We start from the raw sequence: 17,363 nt of genomic DNA on the forward strand, positions 1-17,363 counted from the left end.
GTACCCGCGGTGGCAAGTTGGTCGCGTTGCGGCATCTGCGGCAACGGGGCAAGCTGGTACGACGATGTCCTTCACGCTCTTTCCCGACACCCGCCTCGCGCTCGCCCGCGACTCGCTCGCCGGCCTGTCGGTCGGCGACGCGCTCGGCTCGCAGTTCTTCGTTCCCGGCCGGCACCCGGCCGACCTGGCCGCCGGGAAACCGCCCCCACCTCCGTGGCAGTGGACCGACGACACCGAGATGGCCTGCTCGGTGGTCGCCGCCCTCGTCGACGCCGGCCGGATCGACCGTGACGCCCTCGCCGCGGCCTTCGCCGAGCGCTGCGAGCCCTACCGGGGATACGGGCCGGGAGCCGTGACGATCCTGCGACTGATCCGCACCGGCACGCCGTGGCCGGTGGCGGCGGCCGCCGCCTTCGACGGGCAGGGCTCGTGCGGCAACGGCGCGGCGATGCGCGTCGGCCCGCTGGGCGCCTGGTTCGCCGACTCCACCGGCCGGGCGGCGGCGCAGGCCCGGGCGTCGGCCGAGGTGACCCACGCGCACCCGGAGGGCGTCGCCGGGGCGGTCGCGGTGGCGGTCGCCGCGTCGCTGGCGGCCCGCGCCCGCCTCGACGGCCAGCGGCCCGCCCCGGACCGGTTGCTGGCCGGCGTGGGCGCCGCGCTCGACCCGGTGACCGAGGTGCACCGGGGCGTACGCCGGGCGGCCGGCCTGCTCGACCGGTCGGTCACCGAGGCCGCCGAGGTGCTCGGCAACGGCTCCCGGGTCACGGCCCAGGACACCGTCGCCTTCACCTGCTGGGTGGCCGCCGTGCACCTGGACGACTACCCGGCGGCGATCCGTGCCTGCGTCGAGGCGGGCGGGGACGTCGACACCACCGCGGCGATCGTCGGGTCGGTGGTGGCCGCGCACACCGGCGTCGGCACCCCGGGCGGGGTGCCGGCCGACTGGCTGGCCGCCCGGGAGCCGCTGCCGGCCTGGCTCGGCTGATCGCGGGCGGTGGCGTCGGCGACCGTGCCGGCGGGGGCGACCGATAGCATCGCAGGAGCCGAACGTTCGGCGTCATCCGTGCCGTCTGCTGGAGGAGTCACCGTGTCCGCACCCCGTACCCCCGCCGTGGCCGACCCCGTCGTCGTCGCCGCCGGGACCACGGCGGCCGACGCGGTGGCCGCGGCCGGTCTGCCCGCGTCCGGCCCGAAGGCGATCGTGGTGGTCCGCGACCCGCAGGGCGAGCTGCGCGACCTGGACTGGGCCCCGCCGGTCGACACCGAGGTCGAGCCGGTCAGTCTCAGCTCGCCGGACGGGCTCAACGTGCTGCGGCACTCGTGCGCGCACGTGCTCGCCCAGGCTGTGCAGGACATCTTCCCGGAGGCCAGGCTCGGCATCGGCCCGCCCATCGAGAACGGCTTCTACTACGACTTCGCCGTCGACAAGCCGTTCCAGCCGGACGACCTCGGCAAGCTCGAGAAGCGGATGCAGGAGATCATCAAGTCGGGCCAGCGGTTCCGCCGCCGGCGCTTCGGCAGCCTGGACGAGGCGAAGGCCGAGCTGGCCGCCGAGCCGTTCAAGCTGGAGCTCATCGACGTCAAGGGCGAGGGGCTGGACACCACCGAGGTGATGGAGGTCGGCGGTGGCGAGCTGACCATCTACGACAACCTCGCCGCGAAGGAGGACAAGGTCTGCTGGTCGGACCTGTGTCGCGGCCCGCACCTGCCGAACACCCGGCTCATCGGGGCGTTCAAGCTGATGCGCTCGGCCGCCGCGTACTGGCGCGGTTCGGAGAAGAACCCGCAGCTCCAGCGGGTCTACGGCACCGCCTGGCCGACCCGTGACGAGCTGAAGGCGTACCTGAAGCTGCTGGAGGAGGCCGCCCGGCGCGACCACCGCAAGCTCGGCGTCGACCTGGACCTGTTCAGCTTCCCCGACGAGCTGGGTTCGGGCCTGGCGGTCTTCCACCCCAAGGGCGGCATCATCCGCCGGGAGATGGAGAACTACTCGCGGATCAAGCACGAGCAGGCCGGCTACGAGTTCGTCAACACCCCGCACATCACCAAGGGCAACCTGTACGAGGTCTCCGGGCACCTGGACTGGTACGCCGACGGCATGTTCCCGCCCATGGAGGTGGACGGCGCCAAGTACTACCTCAAGCCGATGAACTGCCCGATGCACGACCTGATCTTCCGGTCCCGGGGGCGCTCCTACCGGGAGCTGCCGCTGCGGATGTTCGAGTTCGGCACGGTCTACCGGTACGAGAAGTCCGGCGTGGTGCACGGCCTGACCCGGGTGCGCGGCATGACCCAGGACGACGCGCACATCTTCTGCACCGAGGAGCAGATGGCGGGCGAGCTGAAGTCCCTGCTCGTCTTCGTGCTCGACCTGCTGCGCGACTACGGCCTGGACGACTTCTACCTGGAGCTGTCCACCCGCAACCCGGAGAAGTCGGTGGGCACCGACGAGAACTGGGAGCGGGCCACCGAGGCGCTGCGCTCGGCCGCCGAGGAGTCCGGCCTGGACCTGGTCCCCGACCCGGGGGGCGCGGCCTTCTACGGGCCGAAGATCTCGGTGCAGGCCAAGGACGCCATCGGCCGGACCTGGCAGATGTCCACCATCCAGGTCGACTTCAACCTGCCGGAGCGCTTCGGGCTGGAATACCAGGCCGCCGACGGCAGCCGGCAGCGGCCCGTGATGATCCACCGAGCGCTCTTCGGCTCGATCGAGCGCTTCTTCGGGGTGCTCACCGAGCACTACGCGGGCGCGTTCCCGGCCTGGCTGGCCCCGGTGCAGGTGGTCGGCATCCCGATCCGTGAGGACCACACCGACTACCTGCACGGCTTCGTCGCCGCGCTGCGCGCCGAGGGCATCCGCGCCCAGGTCGACGCGGGCGACGACCGGATGCAGAAGAAGATCCGCAACGCGCAGCAGCAGAAGATCCCGTTCATGGTGATCGCCGGCGACGACGACGTGGCCGCCGGCACGGTCTCCTTCCGCTACCGCGACGGCTCGCAGCGCAACGGCGTGCCGGTCGCCGACGCGGTGGCCCACGTGCTGGACGTGGTGAGCTCCCGGACGAACGTCGGTCCGTCGGCCGTCGAGGCCTGACGCCTCCCGGCGGGGGTTGAGCCGCCCGCCGAGCGCCTGACCCGCGACGCACCGAAGGCCCCCCGCCGCGCGGGGGGCCTTCGTGGACGGGCCGTCGGGTGTCAGATGCCGCAGCTCGGGGCGGACCAGCCGCCGGTCGCCCCGACGTGGGTGTGGTCGTTGTGCCCGGGGTAGCCGGGGCCGAGAATGTTGCCGAAGCCGTGGTAGCGGGCCTGCTGGGCGAGCCGGCAGAAGGAGGGCGACCCGACCAGGTCGACGCCGTCGCCGTAGAGGTGTCGGCTGTTGCTGGCGCCGCCGACCGCGTTGTTGCAGGAGACGCTGCGGAAGCCGCTGCTGATCTGGATCGACGCGCCGCCCAGGGCGTGGCGCATGGCCTGGAGCTTCCACATCGACACCAACGCGTTGAACCGGGCGGTGCCCGCCGCGACCGCGCCGCCGGCCCAGGTGCTGTTGCAGTTGTTCAGCTCGGCGTAGGCGAAGTTGACCGGGGTGCAGTCGTCGTCCTGCAACGCGTAGAGCTTGTTGAAGGTCTGTGCGCCGGCGACGCCGTCCGCGCCCAGGCCGTAGGCCTGCTGGAAGCGGATCACGGCGGAGCGGGTGGCCGGGCCGAACGAGCCGTCGAGGCCGAGCACCCCGCCGTATCCCGGGTAGCCGGCGAGCCGGATCTGGAGCTGCCGGACGTCCTCGCCGGTCATCCCCTGCGTCAGCGGGCGTCCCCACGTGTAGCAGCCGTCGGCCTGCGCCGCGCTGCTCGTGGCCGCCACCCCGACGAGGCTGGCGACTGCGGCGAGGGTGCAGGCGGCGAGCGCCCTGCCGAGCCGGCGGAATACGGTTCTCACGGTGACTCCGATCGACATATCTTGATTGATGAGGTTTAGAATTTTCATCCTCGTTCATCAATTCGTCAAGAACCTCCGCCCTTCTGTCCGTGCTTCGGGACGCGGCCGGCCGGCGGGACGGCCGAAGCCGGGGCGCCGGCCGCCCACCGCCGGACGGCGTGGGGACACCGGCCGCCGGGAACGTAGGATCGGTGGCGTGACAGGGGTGGAACGGCACATGGACAGCGGCATGGCCGACGGCCTGGAGCGGCTCTGGACTCCGCACCGGATGACCTACATCTCCGGGGAGGACCGGCCCGAGGGCGGCTACGAGCGGCCCGCCGGTTGCCCGTTCTGCCGGGCACCGGGGCTGCCACCGCAGGAGAGCCTGCTGGTGGCCCGGGGCGAGCACGTGTTCGCCGTGCTCAACCTCTACCCCTACAACCCCGGACACCTGCTGGTCTGCCCCTACCGGCACGTGGCCGACTACACGGAGCTGGATCTGCCCGAGACCACCGAGCTGGCGGCGTTCACCCAGACCGCCATGCGGGTGGTGCGCAAGGTCAGCAACGCGCACGGGTTCAACCTGGGCATGAACCAGGGCGGCGTGGCCGGCGCGGGGATCGCCGCGCACCTGCACCAGCACGTGGTGCCCCGCTGGGGTGGCGACGCCAACTTCATGCCCGTCATCGGGCGGACGAAGGTCCTGCCGCAACTGCTCACCGACACCCGCGACCTCTTCACCCGGGCCTGGCCGACCTGACCGACCCGCCGCCCCGCACCGGCGGTGAACTTTCCCGCCCCGGACGCGGGCGCGAGGTGACACCATCTGGCGATGGCAGTGACGACGCGGGTGCTGGGCCGCAGCGGCATCGAGGTCAGCGCCCTCGGCATGGGATGCTCGGCGATCGGCGGCCCCTGGGCCGAGGGTGTCCGGCCGCTGGGCTGGGGCGCCGTCGACGACGACGAGTCGATGCGGGCGATCCGGCACGCGCTCGACCTCGGGGTGACGCTCTTCGACACCGCCGACACGTACGGGGCCGGGCACGGGGAACGGGTGCTCGGCCGGGCCCTCGCCGGCCGGCGCGACGAGGCTGTGATCGCCACCAAGTGGGGCTACACCTTCGACGAGACCACCCGCCAGGCCACCGGCGAGGACGCCTCCCCGGCGTACCTGCGGCGGGCCGTCACGCAGTCGCTGAGCCGGCTGGGCACCGACCGCGTCGACCTGTACCAGCTACACCTCGCGGACCTGCCGGTGCCCCGGGCCGAGGCCCTCGTCGGCACCCTCGAGGACCTGGTCGCCGAGGGGCTGATCCGGTCGTACGGCTGGAGCACCGACCGCCCCGAGCGGGCCGCCGCGTACGGCCGGGGCGCCCGGCACGCCACCGCCGTGCAGCACACCCTGTCGGTGCTGCGCGACGCCCCCGAGCTGCTCGCCGTCTGCGACAAGTACGACCTGGCCAGCGTCAACCGGGGGCCGCTGGGGATGGGGCTGCTCTCCGGCAAGTACACGGCCGGCTCCACGCTGCCCCACGACGACGTGCGGGGGGTCGCACCCGGCTGGTCGGAGTGGTTCCGCGGCGGCCGGCCGGCGCCGGAGTGGCTGCGCCGCGTCGCCGCCGCGCGGGCGGCGTTGACCGCCGACGGGCGCACCCTCGCCCAGGGCGCGCTCGGGTGGCTCTGGGCGCGCAGCGACCGCACGGTCCCGATCCCCGGCTGCCGCACCGTGGCCCAGGTGCGGGAGAACGCCGGGGCGCTGCGCCGGGGCCCGCTGCCGCACGACCAGTTCGCCGAGGTGGAGCGCCAGTTGGCGGCGCTGCGCTCGGCGGCCCTGCGCGACGCCGACCGCCGCTACCCGCCGGGCCCGACGCACCCCACCATCCGGCCCTGACGGCGCGCCCCGCCGGTCAGGGCCGGGGATGTTCCTGGCGGACCTGGTCGGCCAGGTGGGCGGGCATCGGGTCGTAGCGGACGAAGTGGCGGCGGAACGTGCCGGCGCCCGCCGTCATCGAGCGCAGTTCGACCGCGTAGCGGAGCAACTCGGTGGCCGGCACCTCGGCGCGGACCAGGCTGCGCCCCTCGGCGTCGGGGTCGGCCTCGGTGCCGAGCACCCGGCCCCGCCGCCCGGGAAGGTCGCCCAGCACCGTGCCCACCGCGGAATCGGGCACCCGGATGACCACCTCGTCGACCGGTTCCAGCAGCGCCGGCTGGCCCTTCCCGGCGGCGTCGCGCAGCGCCAGCGCGCCGGCGGTCTGGAAGGCCGCGTCGGAGGAGTCGACGCCGTGCGCCTTGCCGTCGACGAGGGTCACCCGCAGGTCCACCACCGGATACCCGCGTACCAGGCCGCGTTCCAGCTGGGCGCGTACGCCCTTCTCGACGGAGGACACGTACTGGTGCGGCACCGCCCCGCCGACGACCCGGTCGGCGAACTCGAAGCCGGTGCCGGGCGGCAGCGGCTCGACCTCGATGTCGCAGACGGCGTACTGGCCGTGGCCGCCGGACTGCTTGACGTGCCGGCCGTGCCCCCGTGCCGCGACCGTCAGCGTCTCGCGCAGCGCGACCCGTACCGGCTCGGTGTCCAGCTCCACCCCGCCGGCGCGCAGCCGTTCCAGCACCACGTCGGCGTGCGCCTCGCCCATGCACCAGAGCACGAGCTGGTGCGTCTGCGGGTTGCGCTCCAGGCGCATGGTGGGGTCGCCGGCGACCAGGCGGGTCAGGTTGCGCGCGAGGGCGTCCTCGTCGGCGCGGCTGCGGGCCGCGACGGCCACCGGCAGCAGCGGCTCGGGCATCTCCCAGGGGGCGATGAGCAGCGGGTCGTCCTTGGCCGAGATGGTGTCGCCGGTCTCCGCGCTGCCCGACCGGGTGATCGCGCAGATGTCGCCGGCCACGCAGGCGCCCACCTCGCGCAGGCTTGCGCCCAGCGGGGTGTGCAGGTGCCCCACGCGTTCGTCGGCGTCGTGGTCGGGGTGGCCCCGGTCGGCCAGTCCGTGGCCGCAGACGTGCACCGTCTGCTCGGGCCGCAGCGTGCCGGAGAAGACCCGGACCAGGGAGACCCGCCCGAGGTGCCGGTCGACCGTCGTCTTGACCACCTCGGCGACCAGCGGGCCGTCCGGGTCGCAGGTCAGCGGCGGGCGGGGGGAGCCGTCCACCCCGGCGACCGCCGGCAGTTCGTGCTCCAGCGGCGAGGGGAAGCCGGCGGTGAGCACCTCCAGCAGCGCGTCGAGCCCCACGCCGGTCCCGGCGCAGACCGGCACCACCGGATAGAAGTGGCCGCGGGCGACGGCCTGCTCCAGGTCGTCGACGAGCACGTCGGTGCCGATCTCCTCGCCGGCGAGGTAGCGGTCCATCAGGGACTCGTCCTCGCTCTCGGCGATGATCCCCTCGATCAGCTCGTTGCGGGACTCGGCGATGGCGGGCAGGTGCTCCGGGTCCGGCTCGCGTACCTGCGCGGGCAGGCCGGCGGTGTAGTCGAAGACCCGGCGGGTGATGAGGCCGAGCAGGCCGGCGGTGGAGACCCCGTCGTCGCCGAGCATCGGCAGGTAGAGCGGCATCACGTTGTCGCCGAAGACCCGCTGGCAGAGTGCCACCGCCTCGTCGAAGTCGGCGCGCGGGTGGTCGAGCCGGGCCACGGCGACCGCCCGGGGCATGTCCACTGCCGCGCACTCCTCCCACAGGGCGGCGGTGGCGGCGTCCATCCCGTCCACGGCGGAGACCACGAAAAGCGCCGCGTCGGCGGCGCGCAGCCCTGCCCGCAGCTCGCCGACGAAGTCGGCGTAGCCGGGGGTGTCGAGCAGGTTGACCTTGATGCCGTCGTGCAGCAGCGGCGCGCAGGCCAGGCTCACCGAGCGCTGCTGGCGTACGGCTGCCGGGTCGTGGTCGCAGACGGTCGTGCCGGTGGCGATGTCGCCGGCCCGGCTGATCGTGCCGCTCGCCGCGAGCAGGGCCTCGACGAGGGTCGTCTTGCCCGCCCCGGAGTGCCCGACGAGCACCACGTTGCGGATCCTGCCGGGCTCGGTCACCACCGGCGCGTCGCCGGCGGTGCCCTTCTCCTGGTTTCGCTGCGCCATGGGGCGCACCTCCCTCAGCCGTGGTTGGTGGCGACCGCCGCGCACGACGGGAAGCGGCCCGGGCGGGTTCCGCGGCGCCATCCTCCGGTGCCGTGCCGGGTCGCGGGTAGTCAACGGGCGGACGGGTGAGCTGGCTCACGTCGCTGGCCCGATCTCACACCCGCTCCGGGGGCCGGCACAAGACTTCGCCCGCGCGCCGCCTGACCGGCCGTGCCGCCGCGGCTACGCGGACCGTTATCGTGGGGACCGCCATGGCGAAGATCTTCCAAGTGTCGGCCCGCGCGGGGATGACCCGTGTCGTCGAGCCGGTCGCACGCCGCCTGCTTCGAGCGGGCGTAACTCCCAACGCGGTCACCGTGGCGGGCACCCTCGGGGTGCTCGTCGGCGCACTCGGCTTCGGTGCCCGCGGTCATCTGGTCGCCGGGGCCCTGATAGTCACCTTCTTCGCGCTCACGGACCTGCTCGACGGGACGATGGCCCGGATGAGCGGCGGCGCCACGAAGTTCGGTGCGTTCCTCGATTCGAGCATGGACCGGGTCGCCGACAGCGCGGTGTTCGGCGCGGTGGCATACTGGCTGGCCACCCAGCACAACTATTCGGGTGTGGCCGCCGCGCTGCTCTGCCTGGCCGCCGGCGGGCTGGTCTCCTACGTCAAGGCCCGCGCCGAGGGGCTCGGCATGACCTGCAACGTGGGCATCGCCGAGCGCACCGAGCGGCTGCTCATCGTCGGCGTCGGCGGGATGCTCACCGGCTTCGGCGTCGATCCGGCGTTGGAGATCGCACTCTGGCTGCTCGCCGCCGTGTCGATCTTCACGGTCGGCCAGCGGATGGCCCACGTGTACCGCCAGGCCCAGCGGGTGCACACCCCGGGCGGGCAGGGGTGAGCGCGACACCCACCGGTCGGCCGGGGAGCCGGCGCCGGTGAACCTCACCGAGCTCGGCTACGTCGCCGGGTGGCGCGTGATCCGCGCGCTGCCCCGGCCCGTGACCGCCGCGGCGTTCCGGGTGGGCGCCGACCGCGCCCACCGCCGCGGCGGCGAGGGTACGGCCCGACTGCGCGCGAACCTGCGCCGGGTGGTCGGCCCCGACCTGCCGGAGGCCGAGCTGGACGAGCTGGTCCGCCGGGGCCTGCGCTCGTACGCCCGGTACTGGCTGGAGGCGTTCCGGCTGCCGGCGCTCAGCCGCCCGCAGATCCTGGCCGGCTTCCGGCTCGACGGCGAGGAGAAGCTCGCCGCCGACGTGGCCGCCGGCCGGGGCGCGGTGGTGGCGCTGCCGCATGCGGGCAACTGGGACGCCGCCGGGGCGTGGGTCGCGGCGACCGGCTGGCCGATCACCACAGTCGCCGAGCGGCTCCGACCCGAGGGCGTCTACCAGCGGTTCCTCGCCTTTCGCCGGAGCCTGGGCATGGAGATCCTGCCCACCCACGGCGGTGAGCGCAACGCGTTCGACGTGCTCGTCGACCGGGTCCGGGCCGGCACCGTGGTGCCGCTGCTCGCCGACCGCGACCTCTCCGCGCGGGGCGTGGAGGTCGACTTCTTCGGCCACCGCACCCGGATGCCCCCCGGCCCGGCCCTGCTCGCGCTGCGCACGGGAGCACCCCTCTACGTCGCCTCGATGTGGTACGAACCGGACGCGGCGTGCGCGTCGCTCGAGGGGCCCCTGCCGCTGCCCGGCCCCGAGGAGGGCCCGCTCGACCAGCGGGTCAGGTCGCTGACCCAGCGGATCGCCGACGGTCTGGCGGCGGGCATCGCCCGGCATCCGGAAGACTGGCACATGTTGCAGCGGATGTGGCTGGACCAGCACGGCACGGGCGGTGGCGCGGCCCCGCCCTCCCCGGCTGCCGGGATCTCCGACGAGAGGCGTTGAGGCGTGCGCATCGGCATCGTGTGCCCGTACTCCTTCGACGTGCCCGGTGGGGTGCAGAACCACGTCATGGACCTCGCCGAGGCGCTGCTCGGGCTGGGGCACGAGGTGAGCGTGCTCGCCCCGGCCGACGAGGACTCGCCGCTGCCGCCGTACGTGGTGCCGGCGGGGCGGGCCCTGCCGCTGCCGTACAACGGCTCGGTGGCCCGCATCGCCTTCGGTCCGGTCTCCACGGCGCGGGTGCGGCGGTGGATCATCCGGGGCGAGTTCGACGTGCTGCACGTGCACGAGCCGCTGACGCTGAGCCTGTCGTTGCTGGCCGTGCTCTCCGCGCGGGGCCCGGTGGTGGCGACCTTCCACACGGCGATGACCCGGTCGCGGGCGCTGGCCGCCGCGCAGGGGGTGTTGCAGATCGTGCTGGAGCGGATCACCGCCCGGATCGCGGTCAGCGCGCTGGCGCGCAAGGTGCAGGTCGAGCACATGGACGGCGGCGCGGTGGAGATCCCCAACGGGGTGGCCGTCGCCAAGTTCACCCACGCGCGGCCCCTGCCGCACTGGCCGGGGGAGTGCGCGCCGGGCGCGGGCGGTGCGATCGGTTTCCTCGGCCGGTTCACGGAGGCCCGCAAGGGCTTCCCGATCCTGCGTGACGCCTTCGTGGAGCTGGCCCGGCAGCGTCCCGGCCTGCGGCTGCTGGTGGCGGGCCCCGGCGACGCGGATGACCTGTTCGGGCGCTTCCCGGCCGACCTGCGTGACCAGGTGACCTTCCTCGGGCTGGTCAGCGAGGAGGACAAGGCGCGGATGCTGCGCAGCGTGCACCTCTACGTGGCGCCGAACACCGGGGGCGAGTCGTTCGGCATGATCCTCACCGAGGCGCTCGCGGCGGGCACGACGGTCGTCGCCAGCGACCTCGACGCGTTCCGCCGGGTGCTCGACGGCGGCCGGGCCGGCCGGCTCTTCCCGACCGGGGATGCGGCGGCGCTGCGGACCGCCCTGGCCGGGCTGCTCGACGATCCCGCCGGCCGGGCGGCGCTGACGGCCTGTGGTGACCAGGTGGTGGCCGGTTTCGACTGGCCGGTGGTCGCCCGCCGGGTGCTGGAGGTGTATGCGGCGGCGATCGAGGCCACCGACGGGCGGGTCATGGACACCGAATGGGTGGGGCTGGACTAGACGATGTCGCGCATGTGGTGGGTGGTGCTCGCGGCCCTGGTCGTCGGGCTGGTCGCGGCGTACCTCGTCTGGACCGCCGGACGGGTCGGCCGGTTGCACGCCCGCGCGGAGCTGGCGGCCCGCGCCCTGGAGGCCCACCTGCTGCGCCGGGCGGCGGCCGCCGCGGTCCTGGCCGAGCGCCGCTACGGCGTCGAGTTGTACGCGGCGGCGCGCATCGCGTTGGACGCCGAGCCGGACGAGCGGGAGGCCGCCGAGAACGACCTGACCCGGCAACTGCGGGTGGTGGAGCTGGACGCGGCGGATCCGGACTGCGAGGCGGTGATCGCCGCCAGCCGGCGGCTCGCCCTGGCCCGGCAGGTGCACACGGACCTGGTCCGGGACGCCCGGGCGGCGCGTGGCCGCCCGCTGGTGCGCCTGTTGCGGATGGGACGCCGTCGCCCGTGGCCGCGCTACTTCGACATCGACGACCCCACCCTCGCGGTCCCGGCCGACGTCCCGACCGGCTGACCGGCGCGCAACCACGAGCTGGCCGCGACCACGAGCCGAGCGCGACCACGAGCCGAGCGCGACCACGAGCCCAGCGCGACCACGAGCCGGGCGCGTCGTGATCAGGACCCCATGGACGTCATCCGGCCGCTTTGCGGTCCATGGGGTCCTGATCACCGGAGCCGTCCCGTTGCGGGACGGGCGTCGCGCCCGTGCGGCCGAGGCGGGCGGGGGACAGGGCGGCGGGCGGTGACGACTGCCACAGTGCAGGCCACCATGGGTCTGATTGGCTGTCGGCTCGGCGTTGGGACCGTCGTAGCATTCCGGTAGCCACCCCCTGAGCACGTCCGAGGAGCGATGACCTGTGCCCGACACCACTGCCCCGAACGCCAGCACCAGCCCCGTCACCGGCACCGCCCGCGTCAAGCGCGGCATGGCTGAGATGCTCAAGGGCGGTGTGATCATGGACGTGGTCAACGCCGAGCAGGCCAAGATCGCCGAGGACGCCGGCGCCGTCGCCGTGATGGCGCTCGAGCGGGTGCCCGCCGACATCCGCGCCCAGGGCGGCGTGTCGCGGATGAGCGACCCGGACATGATCGACAGCATCATCAACACCGTCTCCATCCCGGTCATGGCCAAGGCCCGCATCGGCCACTTCGTGGAGGCCCGCATCCTCCAGTCGCTCGGCGTCGACTACGTCGACGAGTCCGAGGTGCTGACCCCCGCCGACTACGCCAACCACATCGACAAGTGGGCCTTCACCGTCCCCTTCGTCTGCGGGGCGACCAACCTCGGCGAGGCCCTGCGCCGGATCACCGAGGGCGCGGCCATGATCCGCTCCAAGGGCGAGGCCGGCACCGGTGACGTCTCCAACGCCACCACCCACATGCGCAAGATCCGCCAGGAGATCCGCCGGCTCTCCTCGCTGCCCACCGACGAGCTGTACGTGGCCGCCAAGGAGCTCCAGGCGCCGTACGAGCTGGTCAAGGAGGTCGCCGAGAGCGGCAAGCTGCCGGTGGTGCTGTTCACCGCCGGTGGCATCGCCACCCCGGCCGACGCCGCGATGATGATGCAGCTCGGCGCCGAGGGCGTCTTCGTCGGTTCCGGCATCTTCAAGTCGGGCAACCCGGAGCAGCGTGCCGCCGCGATCGTGAAGGCCACCACCTTCCACGACGACCCGGACGTGCTGGCGAAGGTCTCCCGGGGCCTGGGCGAGGCCATGGTCGGCATCAACGTCGACGACATCCCCCAGCCGCACCGCCTGGCCGAGCGCGGCTGGTGAGGAAGCGCCCCTCCGCACGCCTCGGCTGGCGGAGGGGCCCACGCGGCAGGTCGACGAGAGGAACGGCGACATGAGCGACGCACCCGTGATCGGCGTGCTCGCCCTCCAGGGCGACGTGCGCGAGCACGTCGCCGCGCTCGCGGCGGCCGGCGCGGACGCCCGCCCGGTACGCCGCCCCCAGGAGCTGGACGCGGTCGACGGCCTGGTCATCCCCGGCGGCGAGTCCACCACGATCAGCAAGCTCGCCGACATCTTCGAGCTGCGCGAGCCGATCGACAAGCGCATCGCCGGCGGGATGCCGGTCTACGGCTCCTGCGCCGGCATGATCATGCTGGCCACGGACGTCCTCGACGGCCGCCCCGACCAGCGCGGCTTCGCCGGCATCGAGATGACGGTGCGGCGCAACGCGTTCGGCCGGCAGGTCGATTCGTTCGAGGCGCCGGTGGGGATCACCGGCGTCGAGGGCGGGCCGCTGCACGCGGTGTTCATCCGGGCGCCGTGGGTCGAGCGGGTCGGCGACGGCGTCGAGGTGCTCGGCACGGTGACCGAGGGCCCGGCCGCCGGCCGGGTCGTGGCGGTGCGCCAGGGCAACCTGCTGGCCACCTCGTTCCACCCGGAGCTGACCGGCGACGCGCGGGTGCACGCGTACTTCGTGGAGCTGGTCCGCACCGCCCGCTGAGCGGCCACGACGTCGCCCGCTGGGCGGCCACGACGTCGCCCGCTGAGCGGCCGGGGTCCTGTCCCCGTCCCGGCCCGCCCGTCCCGCTCCGGCCGGACGGGACGGGACGGCCGCGCGCGGCGCGGTGCACGGCGATCCGCCGGTCGTCGGTAGGATTGCCGAGATTCGGCGGGGCCAGCTGCCCGTCACGGCTTCCCGCAGGGCTGACCGGCACCACCGAGTGCGCCGGCGGGAGCGGGGCGTGCGTGGTCGGTCGATGCAGACGGCGGGTAGCAACGGAGGTAGCAGATGTCCGGCCACTCAAAGTGGGCGACGACCAAGCACAAGAAGGCGGTCATCGACGCCAAGCGCGGCAAGATGTTCGCCAAGCTGATCAAGAACGTCGAGGTCGCCGCGCGGACCGGCGGTGGCGACCCGTCCGGCAACCCGACGCTCTACGACGCCATCCAGAAGGCGAAGAAGAACTCGGTCCCCAACGACAACATCGACCGTGCCGTCAAGCGCGGCTCCGGCCTGGAGGCCGGCGGCGCCGACTGGCAGACCATCATGTACGAGGGCTACGGCCCCAACGGCGTGGCGATGCTGATCGAGTGTCTCACCGACAACCGCAACCGCGCGGCGACCGAGGTGCGCACCGCGCTGACCCGTAACGGCGGCTCGCTCGCCGACGCGGGTTCGGTGTCGTACATGTTCTCCCGTAAGGGCGTCGTGATCGTCCCCAAGGCCGGCACCAACGAGGACGACGTGATGATGGCGGTCCTCGACGCCGGCGCCGAGGAGGTCAACGACCTGGGCGAGGCGTTCGAGGTGGTCTCCGAGCCGACCGACCTGGTCGCGGTCCGCACCGCCCTGCAGGACGCCGGCATCGAGTACGAGTCGGCCGAGTCGTCGCTGATCCCGAGCATGAACGTCCCCCTCGACGAGGACGGCGCCCGCAAGATCTTCAAGCTGATCGACGTCCTGGAGGACTGCGACGACGTGCAGAACGTCTTCGCGAACTTCGACGTCAGCGACGAGGTCATGGAAGCCGTCGGCTGACCGACGGCTGCCGCCCGGTTCCCCGTCGCCGAACGCGGCGGGCGGGGAACCGGCAACCGTGGCCGGATCGAGGGATCCGGTCGCGCCGGTCCACATCGTAGGGACGCGGCGCACCCGGTGCGACACGTGACCGATCTCGACGGAGACGGCGGGCAGGCCGCGGCGCGCCCGCTAGGCTGCGGGAATGGGTCCTCCGGTCGGGGTCGGGCGATGCGGCGGGGCGGGCGGGGGCCGTCGGTTCGCGCCCGGCGAGGTGGTCGTCCGGCGCGAGATCCTGCGCGACGAGGTGTGGTTCGGCTACCCGACGATCTGCGTCGAGGACTCACCGGACCTGCTGGTGCTCTACCTGCCGCCGGGTGCGGAGTTCGGCTTCCCCGAGACCGGCAGCTTCCCCTGCGGGCGGCACCCGTGGCAGGTCGCCGGGCACCGGGCGTGGACGGGGCACGGCAAGCTGATGCTGCACCGCCCGGGCGAGGCGCACTCCGTGGACGTCTTCTGGACCGGGCCGCGGCGCTCCTTCGCCGGGTGGTACTTCAACCTCCAGGAGCCGGTGCGGCGTACGCCGATCGGGGTGGACACCCTCGACCACGAGCTGGACCTCTGGTGGGGCGTCGACGACGACCGCTACGTATTCAAGGACGTGGAGCTGTTGGCCCAGCGCCTGGCGGAGGGGCGCTATCCGGGGATGGCCGACGCCATCCGGGCCGAGGGCGACCGGATCGCCGCCCTGCTCGACGCCGGGGAGCGCTGGTGGGACGCGTCCTGGGCGGCCTGGCACCCGGATCCGGCCTGGCCGGTGCCGGCTCTGCCGCCCGGCTGGGACAGCGTCCCGCCGGCCCGCTGAGCGCCCGGGCGACGGCGCCCGGCACGCGTGGCGCGGGCCGGGCGCGACGTCGGTCAGCCCGCCGTCTCGCGTGAGCGCCACGCCGCCCGGACCGAGGTGCGGCCGTTGGTACGCAGCAGTGAGCCCTCGTACACGCGGGCCCCGGCGAGCACGAACGCGGCGGTGGCGACCAGCAGCAGGGCCAGCGACACCAGCGGCTCCCAGCCGGCCGCGTCCCCGTTGAACAGTCGCAGCGGCATCGCCGTCGGCGAGGAGAAGGGCACGTAGGACAGCACCTTCATGGCCGTGGCGTTGTCGTTGAGGAAGACCACCGCGAAGAACGGCAGCATGACCGCGAGCTGCACGGGCGTCGAGACGGCCGCGATGTCCTCCTGGCGGTTGACCAGCGCCCCGGCCGCCGCCCACATGGCCGCGATCAGCACGAAGCCGATCAGGAAGAACGGCAGGAACCAGCCGATCGCCGGGCCCAGCAGCGAGACCAGCCCGCCGCTGTCGCCGAACTGCATGCCGACCACGGCGACGAGGGCGATCAGGGCGATCTGCCCGAAGGCCAGCGCCGTACCGGCGATGATCTTGCCGGCGAGCAGCGCCCGCACCGGCACCGCGGCCACCAGGATCTCCACGATCCGGGTCTGCTTCTCCTCGACGACGCTCTGCGCGATCTGCAGACCGAAGGTCTGCGACGTGATGAAGAAGACGAACGCGAAGACGAACGGCACCAGGAACGCCAGCACCGGGTCCACCGCGTCGGGGTCCAGCAGCCGCAGCGCGGGCTGCGTGCTCAACGCCGTCACCACGTCGTCGGGGGCCTCGTCCATGGCCAGCACCGTCGGGCCGGCGACCACCGCGGCGTCGGCGTCGCCGTCGCGTACGGCCTGCTCGGCGGCGCGGTCGTCGGGGACCGTACGCACCTGTAGCCCCGCCGCGCGCAGCGGGCCGGCCGCCGCCTCGGTGACCGCCACGCTGGACGGGCCGCCGGCGAGCATCGGCGGCAGGATGGTCGCGGCGGCGGCGATCAGCAGGAAGAACAGGGTGCTGAACAGGAAGGTCCGGTCGCGCAGGGTGACCCGGATCTGCCGGGCGGCGACGAGCCGGGTGGCCTGGACGGTGTTCACTGGGCGACCTCTCGGAAGATCTCGGTGAGCGACGGGCTGACCGGGCGGAACGTGCGGACCGGGCCGCGCGCCAGCGCGGCGTGCAGCACCGGCTGCTCGTCCGTGCCGGGCGCGAGGTCGAACACGGCGCGGGCGCCGTCCAGGTCGACCAGGGTCACCCCCGGCTGGTCCCGCAGCCAGCCGGCGTCGGCCTGCACCACCAGCTCGTAGCGGGGCACCGTGTAGGTGGCGCGTAGCTCGTCGCGACTGCCGGCGGCCCGGATCACACCGCCGCTGATGATGACGAGGTCGTCGCAGAGCCGCTCGACGACGTCGAGCTGATGGCTGGAGAAGAGCACCGGAGCGCCCGTGGCGGCCCGTTCCCGCAGGACCGCCACGACCGTGTCCACGGCCATCGGGTCGAGCCCGGAGAACGGCTCGTCGAGCACCAGCACCTCGGGGTCGTGCACGAGGGCGGCGGCGATCTGCGCGCGCTGCTGGTTGCCCAGCGACAGCGTCTCCAGCAGGTCGTCGCCGCGCTCGGCGAGCCCGACCCGCTCCAGCAGGGCGTCGGTGTTGCGGCGCGCGGCGGCGGCGGTCATCCCGTGCAGCCGGCCCAGGTAGGCCACCTGTTCCCGGGGGCTCATCTTCGGGTAGAGGCCGCGCTCCTCGGGCATGTAGCCGAAGCTCTGGCGGGCCTCGCGGGTCAGCGGCGCACCCTGCCAGGTGACCTCGCCGGCGTCCGGGGTGAGCACCCCGAGGATGATGCGCATGGTGGTGGTCTTGCCGGCGCCGTTGCCGCCCACGAAGCCGGTCATCCGGCCGGCCACCACGTCGAAGGACACGTTGTCGAGCACCTGACGGTCGCCGAAGCTGCGGTCGACGCCGTCGAGGCGGAGCACATTGGTCACGGATTCACGCTAGATCG

The 17,363-nt window shown here is 73.6% G+C and carries 16 protein-coding genes; 12 read left to right on the forward strand and 4 right to left on the reverse strand.

Going from position 1 to position 17,363, the window contains the following annotated elements:
* Positions 1 to 64 precede the first annotated feature (64 nt).
* On the forward strand, positions 65 to 985 hold the full coding sequence (locus ACQ452_RS10345; protein ID WP_433392621.1) for an ADP-ribosylglycohydrolase family protein: 921 nt from the start codon (positions 65 to 67) through the stop codon (positions 983 to 985).
* A gap of 102 nt (positions 986 to 1,087) precedes the next feature.
* A complete protein-coding gene (gene thrS / locus ACQ452_RS10350; protein WP_433392623.1) occupies positions 1,088 to 3,094 on the forward strand; it encodes a threonine--tRNA ligase in 2,007 nt (668 codons plus the stop codon).
* 101 nt (positions 3,095 to 3,195) lie between these two features.
* On the opposite strand, the gene ACQ452_RS10355 is transcribed toward thrS, so the two are convergent.
* The gene (locus ACQ452_RS10355; protein ID WP_433392625.1) at positions 3,196 to 3,933 is read right to left on the reverse strand and encodes a D-Ala-D-Ala carboxypeptidase family metallohydrolase; all 738 of its coding nucleotides are present in this window, start codon (positions 3,931 to 3,933) and stop codon (positions 3,196 to 3,198) included.
* 229 nt (positions 3,934 to 4,162) lie between these two features.
* Here ACQ452_RS10355 and ACQ452_RS10360 point away from each other — a divergent pair, with 229 nt between their 5' ends.
* Together ACQ452_RS10360 and ACQ452_RS10365 are read left to right on the forward strand one after the other, a co-directional pair.
* On the forward strand, positions 4,163 to 4,675 hold the full coding sequence (locus tag ACQ452_RS10360; RefSeq protein WP_433394081.1) for an HIT family protein: 513 nt from the start codon (positions 4,163 to 4,165) through the stop codon (positions 4,673 to 4,675).
* A 72-nt stretch (positions 4,676 to 4,747) separates the two neighbouring features.
* Entirely contained in the window at positions 4,748 to 5,806 is a 1,059-nt protein-coding gene (locus ACQ452_RS10365; protein WP_433392627.1) for an aldo/keto reductase, read from the forward strand.
* A 16-nt stretch (positions 5,807 to 5,822) separates the two neighbouring features.
* Here ACQ452_RS10365 and ACQ452_RS10370 read toward each other — a convergent pair whose 3' ends face one another.
* Complete coding sequence (locus ACQ452_RS10370) at positions 5,823 to 7,982, reverse strand: elongation factor G-like protein EF-G2 (protein ID WP_433392629.1); 2,160 nt, start codon at positions 7,980 to 7,982, stop codon at positions 5,823 to 5,825.
* A gap of 251 nt (positions 7,983 to 8,233) precedes the next feature.
* On the opposite strand from ACQ452_RS10370, the gene pgsA reads away from it, so the two are divergent.
* The 8 genes from pgsA (at position 8,234) to ACQ452_RS10410 (ending at position 15,341) form a co-directional block, all read left to right on the forward strand.
* Complete coding sequence (gene pgsA / locus ACQ452_RS10375; RefSeq protein ID WP_433392631.1) at positions 8,234 to 8,866, forward strand: phosphatidylinositol phosphate synthase; 633 nt, start codon at positions 8,234 to 8,236, stop codon at positions 8,864 to 8,866.
* Positions 8,867 to 8,903: 37 nt separating this feature from the next.
* A complete protein-coding gene (locus tag ACQ452_RS10380; RefSeq protein WP_433392633.1) occupies positions 8,904 to 9,848 on the forward strand; it encodes a phosphatidylinositol mannoside acyltransferase in 945 nt (314 codons plus the stop codon).
* Positions 9,849 to 9,851: 3 nt separating this feature from the next.
* On the forward strand, positions 9,852 to 11,012 hold the full coding sequence (locus tag ACQ452_RS10385) for a glycosyltransferase family 4 protein (protein WP_433392635.1): 1,161 nt from the start codon (positions 9,852 to 9,854) through the stop codon (positions 11,010 to 11,012).
* 12 nt (positions 11,013 to 11,024) lie between these two features.
* The gene (locus ACQ452_RS10390; RefSeq protein WP_433392636.1) at positions 11,025 to 11,519 is read left to right on the forward strand and encodes a hypothetical protein; all 495 of its coding nucleotides are present in this window, start codon (positions 11,025 to 11,027) and stop codon (positions 11,517 to 11,519) included.
* A 343-nt stretch (positions 11,520 to 11,862) separates the two neighbouring features.
* The gene (pdxS, locus tag ACQ452_RS10395; protein ID WP_433392638.1) at positions 11,863 to 12,780 is read left to right on the forward strand and encodes a pyridoxal 5'-phosphate synthase lyase subunit PdxS; all 918 of its coding nucleotides are present in this window, start codon (positions 11,863 to 11,865) and stop codon (positions 12,778 to 12,780) included.
* A gap of 70 nt (positions 12,781 to 12,850) precedes the next feature.
* A complete protein-coding gene (gene pdxT / locus ACQ452_RS10400) occupies positions 12,851 to 13,459 on the forward strand; it encodes a pyridoxal 5'-phosphate synthase glutaminase subunit PdxT (protein WP_433392640.1) in 609 nt (202 codons plus the stop codon).
* Between the two features lie 288 nt (positions 13,460 to 13,747).
* Entirely contained in the window at positions 13,748 to 14,497 is a 750-nt protein-coding gene (locus ACQ452_RS10405) for a YebC/PmpR family DNA-binding transcriptional regulator (protein WP_433392641.1), read from the forward strand.
* Positions 14,498 to 14,681: 184 nt separating this feature from the next.
* On the forward strand, positions 14,682 to 15,341 hold the full coding sequence (locus ACQ452_RS10410) for a DUF402 domain-containing protein (protein WP_433392643.1): 660 nt from the start codon (positions 14,682 to 14,684) through the stop codon (positions 15,339 to 15,341).
* Positions 15,342 to 15,394: 53 nt separating this feature from the next.
* On the opposite strand, the gene ACQ452_RS10415 is transcribed toward ACQ452_RS10410, so the two are convergent.
* Together ACQ452_RS10415 and ACQ452_RS10420 are read right to left on the reverse strand one after the other, a co-directional pair.
* Complete coding sequence (locus ACQ452_RS10415; protein ID WP_433392645.1) at positions 15,395 to 16,456, reverse strand: ABC transporter permease; 1,062 nt, start codon at positions 16,454 to 16,456, stop codon at positions 15,395 to 15,397.
* Positions 16,453 to 17,346: an ABC transporter ATP-binding protein gene (locus tag ACQ452_RS10420; RefSeq protein WP_433392646.1), complete on the reverse strand. Its 894-nt coding sequence runs from the start codon at positions 17,344 to 17,346 to the stop codon at positions 16,453 to 16,455. The genes ACQ452_RS10415 and ACQ452_RS10420 overlap by 4 nt, the downstream gene beginning before the upstream one ends.
* Positions 17,347 to 17,363 lie beyond the last annotated feature (17 nt).

This window comes from Micromonospora sp. KLBMP9576 (genome assembly GCF_050941805.1).
Lineage (GTDB): Bacteria > Actinomycetota > Actinomycetes > Mycobacteriales > Micromonosporaceae > Micromonospora.